The organism is Haloarcula amylolytica (genome assembly GCF_049705545.1).
Lineage (GTDB): Archaea > Halobacteriota > Halobacteria > Halobacteriales > Haloarculaceae > Haloarcula > Haloarcula amylolytica_B.
Map to the genome: position 1 here is coordinate 2,871,296 of NZ_JBNAMU010000001.1, position 17,281 is coordinate 2,888,576.

Annotated in this window: 18 protein-coding genes; 10 read left to right on the forward strand and 8 right to left on the reverse strand. The window is 64.6% G+C overall.

Annotation, left to right across the window (positions count from 1 at the left end):
• Positions 1-35 precede the first annotated feature (35 nt).
• Positions 36-602: an HTH domain-containing protein gene (locus tag ACOZ4H_RS15060; RefSeq protein WP_424330042.1), complete on the reverse strand. Its 567-nt coding sequence runs from the start codon at positions 600-602 to the stop codon at positions 36-38.
• Between the two features lie 182 nt (positions 603-784).
• Between ACOZ4H_RS15060 and ACOZ4H_RS15065 the strand changes: the two genes are divergently transcribed.
• The 4 genes from ACOZ4H_RS15065 (at position 785) to ACOZ4H_RS15080 (ending at position 4,396) form a co-directional block, all read left to right on the forward strand.
• Positions 785-1,216 (forward strand): universal stress protein, encoded by a 432-nt coding sequence (locus ACOZ4H_RS15065; protein ID WP_424330043.1) that lies wholly within the window; start codon positions 785-787, stop codon positions 1,214-1,216.
• A gap of 106 nt (positions 1,217-1,322) precedes the next feature.
• Complete coding sequence (locus tag ACOZ4H_RS15070) at positions 1,323-1,835, forward strand: gamma carbonic anhydrase family protein (RefSeq protein WP_424330044.1); 513 nt, start codon at positions 1,323-1,325, stop codon at positions 1,833-1,835.
• A gap of 58 nt (positions 1,836-1,893) precedes the next feature.
• A complete protein-coding gene (locus ACOZ4H_RS15075; RefSeq protein ID WP_424330045.1) occupies positions 1,894-3,837 on the forward strand; it encodes a hypothetical protein in 1,944 nt (647 codons plus the stop codon).
• Positions 3,838-3,922: 85 nt separating this feature from the next.
• On the forward strand, positions 3,923-4,396 hold the full coding sequence (locus ACOZ4H_RS15080; protein WP_424330046.1) for a peroxiredoxin: 474 nt from the start codon (positions 3,923-3,925) through the stop codon (positions 4,394-4,396).
• Positions 4,397-4,441: 45 nt separating this feature from the next.
• Here the strand turns inward: ACOZ4H_RS15080 and ACOZ4H_RS15085 are convergent, their stop codons facing one another.
• The 5 genes from ACOZ4H_RS15085 to ACOZ4H_RS15105 form a co-directional block, all read right to left on the reverse strand.
• Positions 4,442-5,479 (reverse strand): dipeptide epimerase, encoded by a 1,038-nt coding sequence (locus ACOZ4H_RS15085; RefSeq protein WP_424330047.1) that lies wholly within the window; start codon positions 5,477-5,479, stop codon positions 4,442-4,444.
• On the reverse strand, positions 5,476-6,486 hold the full coding sequence (locus ACOZ4H_RS15090) for a DUF1611 domain-containing protein (protein WP_424330048.1): 1,011 nt from the start codon (positions 6,484-6,486) through the stop codon (positions 5,476-5,478). Before ACOZ4H_RS15090 ends, ACOZ4H_RS15085 begins: the two co-directional genes overlap by 4 nt.
• A gap of 75 nt (positions 6,487-6,561) precedes the next feature.
• On the reverse strand, positions 6,562-7,455 hold the full coding sequence (locus ACOZ4H_RS15095) for a Vms1/Ankzf1 family peptidyl-tRNA hydrolase (RefSeq protein ID WP_424330049.1): 894 nt from the start codon (positions 7,453-7,455) through the stop codon (positions 6,562-6,564).
• A 71-nt stretch (positions 7,456-7,526) separates the two neighbouring features.
• The gene (locus ACOZ4H_RS15100) at positions 7,527-8,192 is read right to left on the reverse strand and encodes a helix-turn-helix domain-containing protein (protein WP_424330050.1); all 666 of its coding nucleotides are present in this window, start codon (positions 8,190-8,192) and stop codon (positions 7,527-7,529) included.
• A 555-nt stretch (positions 8,193-8,747) separates the two neighbouring features.
• Positions 8,748-9,113 (reverse strand): DUF5802 family protein, encoded by a 366-nt coding sequence (locus ACOZ4H_RS15105; protein ID WP_008310655.1) that lies wholly within the window; start codon positions 9,111-9,113, stop codon positions 8,748-8,750.
• 133 nt (positions 9,114-9,246) lie between these two features.
• Between ACOZ4H_RS15105 and ACOZ4H_RS15110 the strand changes: the two genes are divergently transcribed.
• From ACOZ4H_RS15110 to ACOZ4H_RS15120, 3 genes are all read left to right on the forward strand, one after another.
• Positions 9,247-9,879: a DUF1405 domain-containing protein gene (locus tag ACOZ4H_RS15110; RefSeq protein ID WP_424330051.1), complete on the forward strand. Its 633-nt coding sequence runs from the start codon at positions 9,247-9,249 to the stop codon at positions 9,877-9,879.
• Positions 9,880-9,987: 108 nt separating this feature from the next.
• A complete protein-coding gene (locus tag ACOZ4H_RS15115; RefSeq protein WP_424330052.1) occupies positions 9,988-11,178 on the forward strand; it encodes a hypothetical protein in 1,191 nt (396 codons plus the stop codon).
• A gap of 71 nt (positions 11,179-11,249) precedes the next feature.
• Complete coding sequence (locus ACOZ4H_RS15120) at positions 11,250-11,897, forward strand: ArsR/SmtB family transcription factor (RefSeq protein WP_424330053.1); 648 nt, start codon at positions 11,250-11,252, stop codon at positions 11,895-11,897.
• A 38-nt stretch (positions 11,898-11,935) separates the two neighbouring features.
• Here ACOZ4H_RS15120 and ACOZ4H_RS15125 read toward each other — a convergent pair whose 3' ends face one another.
• Both ACOZ4H_RS15125 and ACOZ4H_RS15130 read right to left on the reverse strand, forming a co-directional pair.
• On the reverse strand, positions 11,936-12,448 hold the full coding sequence (locus ACOZ4H_RS15125; RefSeq protein ID WP_424330054.1) for a hypothetical protein: 513 nt from the start codon (positions 12,446-12,448) through the stop codon (positions 11,936-11,938).
• A 73-nt stretch (positions 12,449-12,521) separates the two neighbouring features.
• Positions 12,522-13,121, reverse strand: a complete 600-nt coding sequence (locus ACOZ4H_RS15130; RefSeq protein WP_424330055.1) for a DUF5789 family protein — start codon at positions 13,119-13,121, stop codon at positions 12,522-12,524.
• A gap of 195 nt (positions 13,122-13,316) precedes the next feature.
• Between ACOZ4H_RS15130 and gatD the strand changes: the two genes are divergently transcribed.
• The 3 genes from gatD to ACOZ4H_RS15145 all read left to right on the forward strand — a co-directional run bounded on the left by gatD (position 13,317) and on the right by ACOZ4H_RS15145 (position 17,261).
• Positions 13,317-14,564, forward strand: coding sequence for a Glu-tRNA(Gln) amidotransferase subunit GatD (gatD, locus tag ACOZ4H_RS15135; protein ID WP_424330056.1), 1,248 nt, complete (start codon positions 13,317-13,319; stop codon positions 14,562-14,564).
• A gap of 96 nt (positions 14,565-14,660) precedes the next feature.
• Positions 14,661-15,572, forward strand: a complete 912-nt coding sequence (locus ACOZ4H_RS15140) for an N-acetyltransferase family protein (RefSeq protein WP_424330377.1) — start codon at positions 14,661-14,663, stop codon at positions 15,570-15,572.
• 33 nt (positions 15,573-15,605) lie between these two features.
• Entirely contained in the window at positions 15,606-17,261 is a 1,656-nt protein-coding gene (locus ACOZ4H_RS15145) for a histidine kinase N-terminal 7TM domain-containing protein (RefSeq protein ID WP_424330057.1), read from the forward strand.
• The last annotated feature ends 20 nt before the right edge of the window (positions 17,262-17,281 follow it).

The following is a 17,281-nucleotide window of genomic DNA, read 5'->3' on the forward strand; positions in this document are numbered from 1 at the left end:
GGGATAAGTGTATTGAGACGCAGGCGACGCTGGCGTTACTCTGGCAACAGCGGGTCCGAATCCTCATCGACGGTGTCGACCGCCGGCAGGTCAGACTGCGCCGACGGATGCGGTGCGCTCGCCCGCTCCAGCGATGAGAACGTCGATTCCTCCTCCCCTTCGAGCATGGTGAGCCGGTCCCTGACCGTGACCGTCTCGCCCTCGGCCGTGTGTGGCGTCACGCACGTGAGTTCCGACCCCTCGTACTCCGCCAGGAGTTGGATTGGAAACACGAGCGCCCGGTACTGCTCCCCCGTTATTTCCGAGTCCACCGACCGGACTTGGAACGCGGGATCGAGTGAACAGTCGTTGCGTTTCGCCCATTCCTGAAAGACGCTGACTCGATTGAGGGCGAATAATCCGAGTTCGGTTCGCGCCTCCGCTGGCGTGGACGGAATTTGCCGACCGATAACCTGAACGGTAACATCTGACAGAATGTCAGCCTCCGACAGCCCCTGAAGCCGGTCGATTACCGCAGCCTGTTGCTGCGTGTGCCCGTCGGGCAGCAGTGAACGAACGTACAATTCTGCCCGTGTGTCGTCTGGCTGCGTGCTCCCCTGCATCGTATAGAAATTAATGGACAGCAACTGGCAAAAGTATTCCTGTTGACAAATAATGGTTAGAACGATTATACACTGAACAACGGATGCCGAATCAAACGGTTTCATCCCCCCTTGGATACCCACGGACCGTGTCGGTGTGATAGGGAGTACTATGTGGGCCCAGTTCGCATGAGAAGCCGCATATGTACGATTCGGTGCTCGTAGCCACAGACGGCAGTTCGGGAACGACGGAGACGCTCGCACATGCGGCCTCGATTGCGCGCGACAACGACGCGACCCTTCACGGCCTGTACGTCGTGGATAAACGGCTGTACCTCGCGGCCGACAAGTCCAATCAGGACGAAGTGCGCCAGTCGCTGGAGGAAGAGGGGGAAGTCGCGCTCGATGACATCGCCGTCGGCGGCGAGGAGTCCGGAGTCGAGGTCGTCACGACCATGGAGGAGGGGATTCCCCACAAGACGATCACCGACTACGCCGAGCAAGAAGACATCGACCTCATCGTGATGGGGACCCACGGCCGGACCGGACGGGACCGGGTCGCCAATCTCGGGAGCGTCACCGAGCGCGTCGTGCAGAGCGCGCCCGTCCCCGTCCTCGTGGTCCACATCGAGTAGTGCTGCTGTGTGGCCGCCGAGAGCAGACAAAACCAACAGGACACGTTGCCAGTACCACCCTGATCTGACCGGTATCTTTTCGGCCCGCCGACACGCTGTAGACAGTATGGACAGCCGAGAGTACGCGTTCGAAGGTACCACACCGGACATCCACGGATACGCCCACGTCAGCCGCGAGGCGACGCTGGTGGGCGATGTCACTGTTGGTCCGAACGCGAACGTCTGGCCCGGCGTCGTGTTGCGCGGCGACGTGGCCCCCGTCGAGGTGGGTCGCGAATCGGCGATCGGTGACGGGGCTATCGTCCACGCTTCGACCGTCGGCGAGAAAGTGATGGTCGGCCACGGAGCCGTTCTCAACGACGCCCACGTGAGCGACGGGGCGCTCGTTGGATTCAATTCGACGGTCAGCGATGCCACCATCGGCGAGGGCTCCATCGTCGCGATGGGGACGGTCGTTCCGCCGGGCTACGAGGTGCCTGCGGAGTCCTTCGTCCGTGGGAGCCCGGCCACCGTGACGCCGCTGTCCGAGACAACAATCGACCCCAACGAGGTGTTCGAGGCGTTCAGTTCCGGCGATTACGCCAATCTCGCGGCCCGCCACGAGGACCTCTTCGAGTAACGCCCCGTCGGACGAACGACGGGTCACTTATAGTGGAAGAACCCACACAGTACCGAGCATGGACGATATCGTCGACCTGGTGACCCGGTCGCTCGCTGACGAGACTGCCGCGGAGTTCACTGAGCGGGTCGACGAACAGGCGATGCGGCTCCGGAGAGCCATCGAGGCCGGGGAGTTCGACAACGAAGCCTTTTCCGTCGGCCTGGAGATCGAACTGTACGCCATCAACGCCGAGCCGGACCCGCCCGAACCAGACGACGAGGGAGACGACGAGACAGTCGCCGAAGAGGACCTCGACGACGACCTGAGCGGGTCGAGCGGGGCGGCCTGGAGCAGCTCACTCGACGCACCAGCGGAGCCAGAAGACGGCGCTGGCGCATCACTGGAACCAGATGGCGACGGGGCGTCGCTGGACCCAGAAGAGGGCGACCCGCTGGAACCCGCCGGGGACGAGTCACTGGATCAAGACACTGGCGAAGCCGCTGACGAACCCGAGGATTCTTTCGGTCCCGGAGAGGGGCCGTCGCTCGACATCGACCCGGACAGCCCGCTGGCCGAGGACGAACCGGAGACGCCCGAGGAGGAGGCCGAACCTGCTGTCGAGTCGTCGGTCGCGGAAGAAAATGACGAGCCGTACATGGACCCCGGGGACTGGAAGGGGCGGCTGACCCGCCTGCCCGACGTGGTGTTCGAGGGCGAGGCCAACAAGGAACTGGGCCTGCACAACGCCGAGGTCAACACCGAACCGAACAGTTTCGACCAGACCGGGATGGAGGTCCAGACGACGGCGGTAGAGATGCAGACGAAGCAGGCCCGCCAGCAAGCGAGCAAGCACAACTGCGAACTCGTCCTCGATGCGATGTGGACCATCCCGCCCGAGGAGGGCAGCGAACAGTACCTCTCGGCGCATGAAACGAACGACGGGGTCGTCCTCGCGGACAACATGCGGCAGGCCCCCAGATACGTGGCGCTGGACAACGAGGCGCTGGACCGCGCCGGCGGCAGCATCGACTTCGACGTGCCGGGGTACAGCGGGTCGTTCCCGACGATTCTGTTCGAGTCGCTGGCTACCTCGATCCAGCCCCACCTTCAGGTTCCGGACGCCGAGGCGTTCCCCGAGTACTACAACGCCGCGATACGGACGCTCGGGCCGCTGCTCGCGCTGTCGGTGAACTCGCCGTTCCTCCCCGCGGACATGTACGACGACACCGACGGCGAGTGGCTCTGTGCGAACACGCACCACGAACTCCGCATCGCGGCCTTCGAGCAGTCGGTCAACACCAGCGAGAACCCGAAGGTCCGGGTCCCGCGGGACCTGGACGACACCACGGACGTAGTCGGCCGCGTCGTCGACGACGATCTGTTTGCCCCGTTCCTGCGGGAGTTCCTGCACGACGACGACCGGGCGGCGTTCGAAGACGAGTTCTGGGAGTTCGACCACAAGCGCGGAACCTACTGGCGCTGGCTCCGCTGTGTCGTCGGCGGCGCGGCCGTCGACGGGGCAAGCACTGAAAAGTCGCTCCGCATCGAGTACCGCCCGCTCCCGACCCAGCCCCACGTCAAGGACATGATCGGACTGCAGGCGCTGACGGTCGGTCTCATCCGCGGGCTGGTCGTCGCCGACCACCCCGCCGCGGAACTGCCCTGGCAGGAGGCCAGGCGGAGCTTCTACAGCGCCGCGCAGGATGGCTCTGACGCCGACCTCTCGTGGGTGACAGCCGAGGGCGAGCGAACGGCCGACCACGACGCGATCTACGACGAGATCTTCCAGTACGCCCGTCTTGGGCTGGCCGAGCAGGACGTACCGGAGGCCCGCATCGACGAGTACCTCGGACCTATCGAAGCCCGATACGAAGCCGGCATGACCCCGAGCGACTGGAAGATCGACCGCGTTCGACAGTCCCTCGACGACGGCGACGACCTCTCGACGGCCATCCAGTCGATGCAGCGGGAGTATATCGAGGCGAGCCGCGAGCACCACTCCTTCGACGAATGGGTGTGAGCGGCCAGTCCCACGACGAAGTGGAGTCGGGGTATCCCTGCCGGATGGCAGGTATTTATTCGGGTGACGCCGTTATATTTGGGTGATGGTATCCACAGGCGACACAGCGCCGGACATCTCGGCGACAATCGCGAACGGTGAGGTAGAGGACTTCGAACTGAGCGACCACCTGGGCGACGGGCCGGTCGTGCTCGCCTTCTTCCCGGGCGCGTTCACGCCGCCGTGCTCCAACGAGATGGTGGCCCTGCAGGAGCACCTCGGGGACTTCCACGACGCCGGCGCGACGGTGCTCGGCCTCAGCGCCGACTCGGCGTTCTCGCTGAACTCCTTCCGCGACGAGCACGGTCTGGAGTTCGATCTGGTCAGCGACATGGGCCGGTCGGCGATTCAGGACTACGACCTCGAAATCGACATCGAAGACCTCGGGCTGCTCGGCGTCGCGAACCGCGCCGTGTTCGTCGTTGACGACGACGGCGAAGTCTCCTATAGCTGGGTCGCCGACGACCCGACCAACGAGCCGGACTACGACGAGCTGCTGGACGCCGTCGAGTCGGCGTAAACGGGGTATACCCGAAACCTGGTTTTTTGTTGTACTGCCCCGGAGCTACGCGTCTCGCGTCCGCCGAACGCCGGTGCCGGCCGACACCGCAGCGAGGTCGAACACGTCACCGTCGAGCGGCACGCCGACGTAGGGGTCCGATGCCAACAGGAGCGCTCCGTCGAGATCGACGTAGTCAACGAGCGGCGCGAGGTGGACCGCCGCGGCGATGCTGGCGTTTGACTCGACCATGCATCCGAGCATCGAGTCGAGGCCGTGGGCGTCGGCGGCGTGAAGGAGTCTCATTGCGGGCCGGAGGCCGCCGCACTTGACCAGTTTGGCGTTGACGATGTCACAGGCGTCAGCGACCCGCGACACGTCCGACGCGGTCACACAGGACTCGTCAGCGGCTACGGGAATCTCGGTCGCGTCAGTCACACGGCGGAGACCGTCGATGTCGTCGGCTTCGACCGGCTGTTCCAGCATCGTGACGCCGGCGTCGGCGAGCCAGTCCGCCTTGTCGATAGCATCCTCGGGCGTCCAAGCGGCGTTGGCGTCGACGCGTACCTCGGCGTCGGGGGCTGCATCCCGGACCGCGTCCAGTCGCGCCCGGTCGTCGTCGGTTCCGAGTTTGACCTTCAGGTGGCCGAAGCCGTTGCCCGCCGCTTTCCTGGCCTTCTCGGCCATCCGCTCGGGCGAGTCGATGCCGACCGTATAGGTCGTCGGCGGGACAGCGTCAGGGTCGAGTCCCCACTGGCGGTACAGCGGCAGGTCCAGTCTCCGAGCGGCGAGGTCGTGGACGGCGATGGAGAGTGCCATCCGGGCAGCAGGCTGATTCGGCGCTTGCTCGCCGAGTTCTCGTTCAATACGCTGCTGGGCGTGCGGGTCGCCGATGCGGTCGACGGCCTCACAGAGCGATGGCAGCGTTTCGGCCACTGACTGCGCGCTCTCGTCGTAGTACGCCGACGGCGTGACAGCCCCGGTGCCGGTGGTTCCCTCGTGGGTGAGTTCGACCACGACGGTCTCGCTGGTCTCACTGGTCTCCCGCGAGATGCCGAACGGGTTCGACAGCGGCAGGTCGTAGCGGTCGACGCTCCAGTTCATAGAATGGCGTCCAGCACCTCGTCGGGGACGCCGTGACGGACCGGGTCGGTCGCCGGTGCGTCCAGAGCGTCGCTGTACCCCGCGACAGCATCCGCGGCCGCGTCGTCGTCGAGATGGCGCGTGTTCAGCATCCCTGCGGCGACTGACGCGTCCGAGATGGGCGCGGCCAGACGCTCGTAGATGTCGACGTACTCGGGGAGTGGCGGAATGTCGAACGACTCGTAGCCGTGGATGGCCTCGCGGCCGGCCTCGTGACACATGACGAGCGCGTCCGGGGCCGATCCGTGGAGGATGCTCGTCGTCACGCCCGAATAGGCCGGATGGGCGAGCGCGCCCTGACCCTCGACCACGAGGAGGTCCGCCGCCTGTGCCGCTTTGACCAGCCGTTCCACCGCGCCGGCGGCGTAGTCGGCGATGACGCGGTCGATGACGATGCCCCGATCAGAGATGGCGATGCCGGTCTGTCCGGTCGGGACGACGGCGGCGTCGAGGCCGCGCTCCCGCGCCGCGTCACGGATCTCGAACGAGGCGGTCATCTTCCCCGTCGAGCAGTCGGTCCCGACAGTCGTGACGACCGTCGCGTCCACGTCACCGGCGGTCCCCGCTGCCACAGTCAGGTCTTCGGGCGGCTTGCGGAGGTCGTGTAGTTCGGCGTCGTGTTCCGCGGCGAGGCGGGCGAACTCCTCGTCGTCGGCCAGGAAGTCGTGCAGGCCCGAGTACACGTCACAGCCGCGTTCGAGCGCCGTTCGCACGTCAGCGCGCCAGGACTCGTCGAACTCGCCGCCGATGGGCGAGATGCCGATGACGAGCGCGTCGACGTCGGGTGCGTCGGCCATCGACGCGACGATCGGGGCGTCCTGGACGTCCGGCAGCGAGTCGTGGACGCGCTGGCCGGCCCGCTCGCGGTCGACGAGTGCTCGCACCGTTCGGTCACCGTACCGCAACAACCCGACGGCCGTCTTGGCCCGGTCGGGGAAGGCGTCGTGTGTTAAAATGGCTACGGCCATAGCCGGATAGAATCGCCGCCCCGCGAAAAAGCTACGGAACCGGCACCGACGGAACTGGGGTGAACGGGTTCCGAACTACGGCACGCGCAACCGAACAGTCCACAGTGACCGGACGGCATCGTCGAGCGCCTCGGCCGGCTCCCCAGTCGCGTCGACCGGCTTCGTCGCCGTCGCGAGGTCTTCGAACTCGTGGATGACCGATCCCTCGCCAACGACGTACAGCCGGTCGGGCGACACCTCCTCGATAGCTGCTCGGCAGCGGTCGAGATGGGAGTCGATCTGCTGGTCCCGGAGCCGCTCGAACCGGCTCTGTGAGAAGCCGCCCTTCGAGTGCTGGCTTTTCAGCTCCGAGTCGAACCCGTGGAACGCGGTCCGTTCGCGGCCGTCGTACTCGCCCATGGCGAACAGGTCGGAGCGAACCAGCGCGACGACGTGCTTGCCGGTCGGTTCGAACCACGACCGCTCCAGTTTGACGGTATCGGCCCACTCGGTGAACGACGACGGCGGCGCGGGGACGGACAGACACGCCGACAGGAGGCCGGCGTCATCCGTAACAGCCAGGCACGGCGCGGCGCTGGCGACCAGCGACGCGCGGTCGCCGAAGGCCTCGCGGACCGGGCCAGGCAGGGAGCGCTCAGCGTCGACGTAGGCCGTAAAGACTCCTTCCGGCTCCGTCTCGAAGGACTCCAGCCGGTCGAGGACTTCACCCAGCCGCGCTCGGCTGAGCGTCTCCTCGGCCCGGAACGTCGATTCGCCCTCCTCGTCCTGCAGGCGCTCGACGCGGTCTTCGAGTTCAGCCACGCGGTCCTCCAGCCGGTTGACCTCGGCCTCTGCCTGCTGGCGCTCGGTCGCTGCGTCGGCGCGGCGCTCCTTCTCGGCGTCGAGCTGTCGTTCGAGGTGGTGGTTCTCCTCCTCGAGTTCGGCCACCCGCTCTTTCAGCGACGCTCGTCCCAGCAACCGGTCAAGCATCGACTGGATGGCGGACGGGGACGGGCTTAAAAGTGACTTCCCGGACCGCCACTGCACCGAGGAGCCGGCGGTCAATCTGGCGTTTCGCTGTCATCCCGCAGGGACGAGATGATGAGTCGCTTGATCCCACGTCGGAGGAGACCGCTGGCTGCCGGCTGAGAGATATCCAGATCGGCGGCGACATCGCTGAGGGTCGCGTTCCGCGGTTCTTCGAAATACCCCGTTTCGAATGCGACGAGGAGCGCTTCTCGTTGGCTGTCGGTCAGCCCAGCGTCGGTATTCCCCAAACTGGCGTATTCGTTCACGCGCAGTAAATCGATATCAATCTCGTTCTGTTGTGCGTAGTCCCAGAGATGAACTAGATCCGTTCGGTCGGGCATCCACACCGTTAGAATCCAGGCGCTCCCGTCGTTCTCCATGTCGAGAATGACACCGTTCGCGGAGGAAATTACAGGAGAGAGGATCTTCGCTTCGTCTGTATACTCGAAGCTGTAGATGGCCTCATCGTCTCGAGTTTCGATGACTCGTTCGAATTCGCCAATGGTACTGTCGTTCCGTAATCCGTCTTCGAACTGTTGGAAATCAGACGATTCGATGTGATAGAAGAATTTTCCCGACGTCGGGTCTGTTCCGGCCTCTGACACCGACCTGACTTTCGAACTTCGGTCGTGAGTAACGGTCTCCGTGAGCACTATGTCGGGGTGCTCGGCTCGGACGACCGCCTTGATATCGGTCATTGTTCTGTAAGGTAGTGGTTTAGTGTGCTAAGACGTACAAGTAAAAGTTTGTTCGAGACGCCGGGTGAAAACCTGGATTGTAATTCTTGCTATCGGGGTTGTAACAGTAGCCATGCGGTAGCTTAACTGGGTCGGTTGGTCGTGATTTCTGCATACGAAGATCTATCAGGTTTTGCCGTCGATACGAGCCGGGCAGCCTGAGAGACCCGGAAATCACCCCGCTGTTCGACACATCCTGACAAATCGATATCGATATTTCAGACGCGATGATCGAACAGCACGGCCCAGATACGTTCGAACCAGCCGGCTTCGGACGACGGGGTGGCTCCGGCGGGGAGGTAAAATTTGGCTTCGGTAGCTCTGTCCTGATCGTCTGCATGGTTCCGCTGTGACATACAGGCGTATAGAAGCCCCCAGACCGCATTGCTCTGTAGCTTAAGCGTATAACCTACTTATACCGGCCTACAAAGATCGTATCGGTTCCTGCGCGCTCGGTGGAAGTGACGGCCTCGGCCTCGATGCGGAGACCGACGCCGGAGCGGAGATGCTACGCCGTCAGACCGCGGTATCGGGAAGTGTCGGCGTCCCCTCCGAGATAGAGAGCAGTTGTGCGGCGTGGTCCGCTTTCGCCAGGAACACTTCTTCGAGGCTGGGTGGGTTCCGAACGTTAGCGTCCGCAAGCATCGTTTCGGGAACGACGAGTGTGTCCGCCGGGACCTGTTCGTCCCCGTGGACGGCGAAGTGCTGGGAGCCGAGTTTCATTACCAGCGGATAGTCTGTGCGCTCGACCCCCTCGCCGGAGGCGTACAACTGTTCGTTCACTCGTTCGTGCTGCTCGCGACACATCGCGGCCGCCGCGTCGTCTCTCGGTTCGACGTAGAGGCGGCCGAGGTAGTATCCGCGCGAAAACTGTTCGAACATCGGTACACCCGAATGTGTGTCATTGACATACATAAGTGTTCGCCGGCACGCTTTTGCCGTCGTGCAAACAGCGCGGATTGGGTTCCGGGTCCCGTCCGACAGGGCTATGCCGCGAGCGGTCCCGAGTCGACCCATGAGCGAGCAGCGGGGGCCGTTGCCACGTCGGTACGCGCGGTACTACCTGGAACAGACGCCGAGTCTCGTGTGGCTGCTGGTTGTCAACGCCGTCGCGATGCTCGTCGGCATCCGGTACTACGTCGAGACGATGCCCGAGGTGTCGACGTTTCTCTGGCCGCTGTACGCCGATTCGCCGGCCGCGCTGTTCCTGATGACGCTATCGGTTGCGACTCTCCTGCCGTTCCTCGGCGAGTCACTCGACGAGGTGCCGCTGACGGTGCCGCTCGCGTACCTCCACACTATTGCGCTGGTCTGGCTGATCAAGATGGGGCTGTGGACCGTCGTGGCGTTAAATATCGGCTTCGACGCCTACTTCCCCGCCCCGTGGGCGTATTTCGGCATCATCGTCACCCACCTCGGGTTCGTTGCAGAGGGGCTGTTAGTGCCTCACTACGCCAGGACGACGAAGGGCGCGCTCGTGACCGCACTGGTGTTGGCACTCGGCAACGACGTGCTCGATTACGGGTTCGGCTATCATCCGCCGTTGCGGTACGACCCAGGCCTCGTGTTACCGGTTGCCACTGTCGCACTCTCGGTGTTGTCGGTTGTGATCGCCTGGCGGCTGCTTCCGTCGAAGAAACCGATTTAAAGAGTATTTTAAACACTCTTGGACTGTCTGCAGTTGTTTCATGGGCCTGTGAACGACACGAACGAAGGCGTTTCTTTTTGACGTGGGAGGGCAGAGGTAGTGGTACGAATGAGCCCACGCCAGGCCACGCTCCTCACAGTGCTGGTCATCGTCGGGACTGTCGCTGTCGGCCTCCCGGCCGTGACAGCGCAGGAGACCGCGACGGAGACAGTGGCCACGCAGAACGACTCTACTAGCGGGATGGGGACGCAACTCACAGCGTTCCTGCAGTCGAACTCCGCTGCCGCGAACGACACCGTCGAGAACGGGATGTGGCGGTCGGCATACAACCAATCGAACGGAACCGAACGGGCCGAGCTAGTCACGGACCGGACCGAGTCGCTCGAACGGCGACTCGAACGGCTCCAGGAGCGTAACGCGACGCTCGAACAGCGATACGAGAACGGTTCGCTCTCGGAGCAGGCCTACGTGGCCCAGCAGAGCCGGCTCACCGCAGAGATAGCGGGCCTGCAGACCGCGATTAACGACACCGGCACGGCCGCCGAGGAGGCCGGCGTGAACGACAGCGCGCTGGAGCGTCTGAAACAGAACGCCAGCAAGCTCTCCGGCCAGCAGGTCTCGTCGATTGCTCGCGGCATCGCCGGGCCACCAGATATCGCCGCCCCGGGTGAGCAGGGACCACCGGACGACGCCGGAGTCAACCGAAGTGAGCAAGGGCCGCCCGACGACGTTGGGGTCAATCAGAGCGAACGAGGCCCACCAGCCAATACGTCCGAGCAGGGTGCGAACGAAAGCCAACAGGGACCGCCTGATGCCCCCGGACAGGGGACCGAGAGCGACCAAGGACCACCGGACGACGGGCCTGACGACAGCGAAAACGAAACCGGGGAGTCCGACGACACAACGCAGGGAGCGGGAAACGGGCCTGAACAAGGCAGCGACAGGGGCAACAGCGACGGGAATGGAAGCGACAGCGGTGACGATTCCGCGGGAGGCAGCACCGATTCAGAGGGCGCTTCTGACAGTGATGGGGCGAATGATTCAGCAGATACCTCGGATTCGGACGACAGTTCTGGCAGTGATGGTTCTGATGGCTCTGATGACACCTCCGATAGTGACGATACGGATGATTCTGGCGGCGCTTCCGACGGTGACAGCGATAACGCGAATGATGGAGGCAACCAGGGAAACGATAACGGGCAGGGAGACAGTGGCGGACAGGGCGGTGATGGCGGAAGTGGCCAAGGGAACGGGAACAGCGGCTCACAGAACACGTCGTGGATGGACCAGGTAGCGTAGCCGAGCGACGCACCAGCAAACCGCCCGACGAGAGTCATGCTTTTGAACCGTGACCCGCTACCTACGTATCGATGGACTCCGCCGAGTTACTCAATCTCCTTGGAAACGCCAACCGCCGGCGGATTCTCAAACTACTCGCACACAAACCCTGCTACGTCACGGAAATCAGCGAATACATCGGCGTCAGCCCGAAAGCGGTCATCGACCACCTCCAGAAGCTCGAAGACGCCGGACTCATCGATTCCCGGACGGACGACCAACGCCGGAAGTACTTCTCGATCGCCCGGAATCTCCGCCTGGAGGTCCGTGTCTCCCCCTACGAGTTCGGTACCAAGAGCGCCTATCCGGCAAACCCCGAGTTCGAGATGCCCTCCTGCCGCCACCTCTCGATAGACGTGGGGGCCGCGTCCGACGGGGACTTTCACGACTTAGCGCAGGAACTGGAGCATCTCCAGCAGCTAGAGAACGAACTGTCGCTGGCCCAGCGATGGGTCCAGGCCCGTATAACCGACGTTCGGGACCGCATCGACTCCGGCTTCGAGAACGGCGACGGACGGCTGTACGCAGAACTGGTCAGCGGACTCGCGAACGGTATCGACACCGTCCCGGCACTGGCCCGAGAGATCGAGGCCCCGCCGGAAATCGTCGAGGAAGCGCTCACTCGGCTTGCAGAGGACGACGTGGTCGAACGGACCGACGACGGCTGGGAAATCGTCTAACGCGACAAGTGACTGCTGTTAGAGCGGTGGCAGCTAGCTCACTCTATGTCTTTCGTCAGCCCGCTCCGCAGGTCACGACCGAAGTAGTGTCCGACGAGCGCGAGTACGAGGCTGACACCGCCGGCGATAGCGAACAGTCTGGTGCCGTTCAGCCCTGCGGCTATTTGTGGGACAAGTGATAGAAAGGCCATCGCACCGCCGCTGATGCCACCTGCGAGCCCCGTTTCGAGATACCGGCGTTCGCTGGCGAGTAGCCCGTAGACGAACCCACCCAGCAGGGTGCCAAGCAGTTCGGTGGCAGGAATGATCGGTATCAGCCCGCCGAGCACCATCCCGCCGACGACCGCACCGAAGGCGAACAACAGCGCTCGGAGCGAAAAGTAGCTCCCACTGTCTTTGGTGGTGGAGTCGGTGACAGAAGACTCCGCTCCGCGCGATTCCCCGACAGCGACGTCCGTCTCCGCCGACTCCGTCACGCCGACATCGACGCCGAGGTCACTGCCCGACTGCGCGTCCGCGTCGCGGGTCCGTTCCTCGGTTCGTTCGGCCATACGGAGTGTGGGACCGCGAGTAGTATGGTCCTTGTGGGGTCCGCCAGCAATCAGGGGTATGGCGGCGTGTCGCTCAGATACCGAGCCACTCGTCGTTGCGGACCGAGTAACCGTTCGACCGGCAGAACTTCGCCGCTTCCCGGCGGACCTCGCGGGACCCCGGGAGCTTCTCTTTTTCGTGGATGCGCTCGATAATCCAGTCGGCGATGACCCGGATACCCTCGTCGTCGTCATCCGCGTCGATGGCTTTCAGTTCCCGGAACGTCCGCTCGTAGCCGTCGCGCTGTGAGGCCCCGAACGACGCGCTCTGGTGTTCGTCGGCGGCCTCGACGACGCGTTTCATCGCCCCGGCGACCGTCGGCCGCTGGACCCGCGTCCGGACCTCGGCCGGCGATTCGAAGGACTCGACCTCCGCATCGGGCAGGAGGTCCGCAACGGTGTACGTCCCTTCGGTGGACTCGATTTCCCGATCGCCGACCGCAGCGACCACGTCAGCCGCTGTCGCCGGGAATTCGAGCGTTTCGAGTTCCGTCTCGAAGTACGCGAGTTCCGCCGGGTCGACCGGCGGCTCGGGTTCGTCCGCGCGCTCAAGCTCCTCAGCGATAGCGCGCTCCCGCTGGCGGCGCTCCTCGTTTTGGGCCTGGGCTTCACGGCCGTTTTTGTTGTCTGCCATACTTGTTAGGAGAATGTCTAGTGGGATAACATTGTGGTCTGATAGCGTTTGTAACTCGCAGTAACGGACGTAGATATCCCGGACCAGAGCCGCGGCGAGCGCCCCAACCGCCGGCCGGTCGCCAGGTCCGGCGCGTGGCTGAGAGCGCTCGCCGAAACGAGTGGGTTCAAGTCCCACCGGCGGAAAGTGCCGCGCATGAACGCAGGCGACCGGGTCCGCGTCGAGCGCGCGGCCCAGACCTACGAGGGCGTGTTGCTCCCGTCGAGTACGCCCGACCACCTCGTGGTCAAACTCGACGGCGGGTACAACGTCGGTATCGACCGCGATGACGCATCCGTCGACGTGCTGGAGTCGGACGTGTACGACGTCGAGAGCGCACAGGACGAACAGGGGACGTCCGAAATCGAGTTCGACGACGACCTGCCGACGGTCTCGCTCATCTCGACCGGCGGAACCATCGCCTCGACGGTCGACTACCGCACCGGCGCGGTGACGGCCCAGTTCGACGCCGAAGACGTGCTGCGGGCGGTGCCGGACCTGGCTGGGATGGCGAACTACCGCGGCCGCGTCGTCGCCAACATCCTCTCTGAGAACATGACCCCGGCGGTCTGGCAGGACCTCGCGCAGGCGGTCCACGAGGAGATCGAGGCCGGCGCGGACGGCATCGTCGTCATGCACGGCACCGACACGATGCAGTACTCCGCGTCGGCGCTGTCGTTCATGCTCGACACGCCGGTCCCCATCGTCTTTACCGGCAGCCAACGGTCGGCCGACCGTCCGTCCTCGGACAACGTCATGAACGCCGTCTCCGCGGTCGAAGCCGCCACGAGCGACTGCGCGGAGGTGCTGGTCTGCATGCACGCCGACGAATCCGACGACCGCTGTGCGCTCCACCGGGGCACTCGCGTCCGGAAGAACCACACCTCGCGCCGGGACGCCTTCGAGACAGTCGGCGCGAAGCCGCTGGGCGAGGTCAACTACGACATCGACGGCGAGAGCACGGTGACGTTCCGCCGGGAGTACGCCGAACGAGGCAGCGTCGACCTGGCGCTTCACGACGACATCGAGACCGACGTGGAACTCGTGAAGTTCTCGCCGGGCATGGACACTGCACTGCTCGAAGCGGCCGCCGAGGGCAGCGAGGGCATCGTCATCGAAGGGACCGGGCTGGGCCACGTCAACACCGACTGGATCGGGACTATCGAGAACCTGGACATCCCGGTGGTCATGACCAGCCAGTGTCTCGAAGGACGGGTCTGTGACCGCGTGTACGACACCGGCCGGGACCTGCTCGACGCCGGCGTCATCGAGGGCGAGGACATGCTCCCCGGCACGGCGAAGGTCAAGCTCATGTGGGCGCTGGCAAACAGCGACGACGTGGCCGCCACCATACAGGAGCCGCTGGCCGGCGAGATTCAGCAGCGCTCGACGCCGTGGCTGTAGCACCGAGCCTGATGCGGTAGCCTGCGAGGGGGTGTGGTATCCCCGACTGGCGCACCGACGCGACCCTTTTTCACCGTCGCGGGAGAGGCTGCCCACATGTCGCCGACTGTCCGGACGGCCCGTCACGACGACTACGACGACGTTGTCGAGCTGACCAGCGACGTCTGGCCCGACCGCGCGATGGCCGACTACATCCCGGACGTGTTCCACGACTGGGTCGACGCCGACGGCCCGGGCCGGAAGACCCTCGTCGTCGACGTTGACGGCCACGCCGTTGCCCTCTGTCAGGCCGTCATGCTCACCGATACCGAGGCATGGTTCCAGGGCATGCGCGTCGACCCGGCCCACCGGGGGAAGGGGTTCGGGACGATGCTGACCGAGCGCCTCATCGAGTGGGCGGCCGACGCCGGCGCGTCAGTCGGCCGGAACATGGTGTTTTCCTGGAACGAGGCCGGACTCGGACAGTCGCTCGCCGCCGGCTTCGAACCGGTCACGTCGTTCCGCTGGGTACACCCCGAGCCACGGGACGAGACGTCCGAGATGGACGTCGGGCGCGAACCTGCGGCGGCGTGGGGCTACTGGCAGGAAAGCGACGGCCGGGACGTGCTGTCCGGGCTCGCACTCGACAGCGGTGAGAGCTGGGCGCTCTCGGCGCTGACGCGGGAGGCGCTCGACCAACTGGCGACTGAGCAGGCGGTCCTGACCGTCGGCGACGACGAGCCACGGGGGATGGCCTGTCGCGTCCGGACGACCGAAGCTGACGGCGACCGGCTCGCGGAGTACGCGGTCGGGGTGTGGAGCGACGTCGACGCCGCGCGGGCGTTATTCGCTGCGATAGCTACCGACGCTGCGACCCTCGGTGTCGATGCGACGCGCGTCCTCATCCCCGAATCACCACGCCACGTGGCCCAGGCCGCGTACGCCGGCGGGAACATCGACGACCGCCCGGACTTCGTGTTCGAGATCGACGGCCTCGAAGAGTTATCAGAATCGAGAACACGGACATAACACTCATTGACCGATCAGCCGAACCATTCGTAGATGGATCTGGTTGGGAGTTCGCCGGCATTTCTCTCGTACATCGCGGCGTTTGCCCTCGCGGCAGTCGGGTGCGGTGTCGGGCTTCGCAGAGCGACCCGTATCGAGGACCCCGATACCCGCCGTGGGATGGTCGGGCTCCTCCTCTGTAGCGGCGGCTGGGCGGCGCTGGAACTGGGCTTCCTGCTCACGCCGGGGACGCTGGGCTACGCGTTCTACCTCGGCAGCCTCGTCGTCGGCCTCGCGACGGTCGGCGCGTGGCTGTACTTCTGTTCGGCGTACACCGGCCGGGCCTTCCACCGGAACCGACCGTACCGCGTGGTCGCCGTGAGCGTGTACCTCGCTGTCGTCACGGTAAAACTGACCAATCCGCTGCACGGGCTCTACTTCGCCACACAGTTCGTTGCCGACCCGTTCCCGCATCTGGCGATCACACACGGTGTGTTTCACTGGGTGGTGACGGGACTCTCCTACGCGCTCGTCACCGTCGGCTTCTTCATGCTGCTCGAACTGTTCCTCGAAGCGGACTACGACACCCGTCCGCTCGGCGTTCTCGTCGGCATCACGGCGATTCCGGCGGTGCTTGATATCGTCGGGTACGTCAGCGATATCCTGCTCGACATCAACCACGAGCCGCTCGGCGTCGCGCTGTTCGCGTTCGGCGTCCTCTACGTGTACGACGAGGCGTTCCTCGCCGTGCAGTTGACCGACGGCGTCGACGAGGCTGTCGTGTATCTCGACGATGGGCACCGCATCAAGGAGTCCAACGGTGAGGCGCAACGGCTCTTCCCGGCACTGGCCGGGAGCCGCGGGCAGCAGCTTGATACGGTGTTGCCGGCCGTTTCAGAGATCCTGCAAACGGACGAGCAGATTCTCGAGCGGAACCGGGACGGCGGGACTGAGTACTACCTCGTCAGCGACACCTCGTTCTCGCTGGGACAGGTCGATATCGGCCGGATGCTCGTGTTCACCGACGTGACCGAAAGCGAGCGACGCCGCCGGGAACTTGATCGGCAAAACGAGCAGTTGGAGGGGTTCGCCACCGCGATCAGGCACGAACTTCTGAACACGCTGCAGATAATCACCGGCCGCGTCTCGGTCGCCGGTGACGCGCTGAACCGCGGCAAGGTCGATCTGGCCAAAGAATCCCTCCAGTCGACGTCTGAGACGGCCGAGCGGATGTCCGAAATCGTGGACGGACTCGCGACGCTGGCCCGACACGGGCAGACAATCGACGAAACGACGGCTGTCGACCTCCAGACGGTCATCGACGGAGCCTGGGACCGTGCCGACACGAACGGTCTCACAATGGCGGCCGACGTGGAGGGACAGATAATCGCCGACCCGACCCGCCTTCGGGACCTCTTCGAGAGCGGGTTCACGTTCGCGGCCCACAACGACGCGTCGACGGTCACCGTCGAGCGGGAGGCCGACGAGATCGTCATCACCGAAGACGGGACCCCGGCGGGCGAGACAGCGGCGGAGGCCTTTTTCGAGTACGGCGGCGCGATGCCGGACGCCGAAGCCGGGATGACACTCCCGAACCTGCGGATGCTCGCCCGGACCCACGGCTGGGACGTAACCCTCGATACTGAGTATCAAGACGGCGTCCGAATCGTCATCTCGAACGTGACGGTGGCGGGCGCGCTGGAAAACTGATCCGGCCGACAGGCCTCATC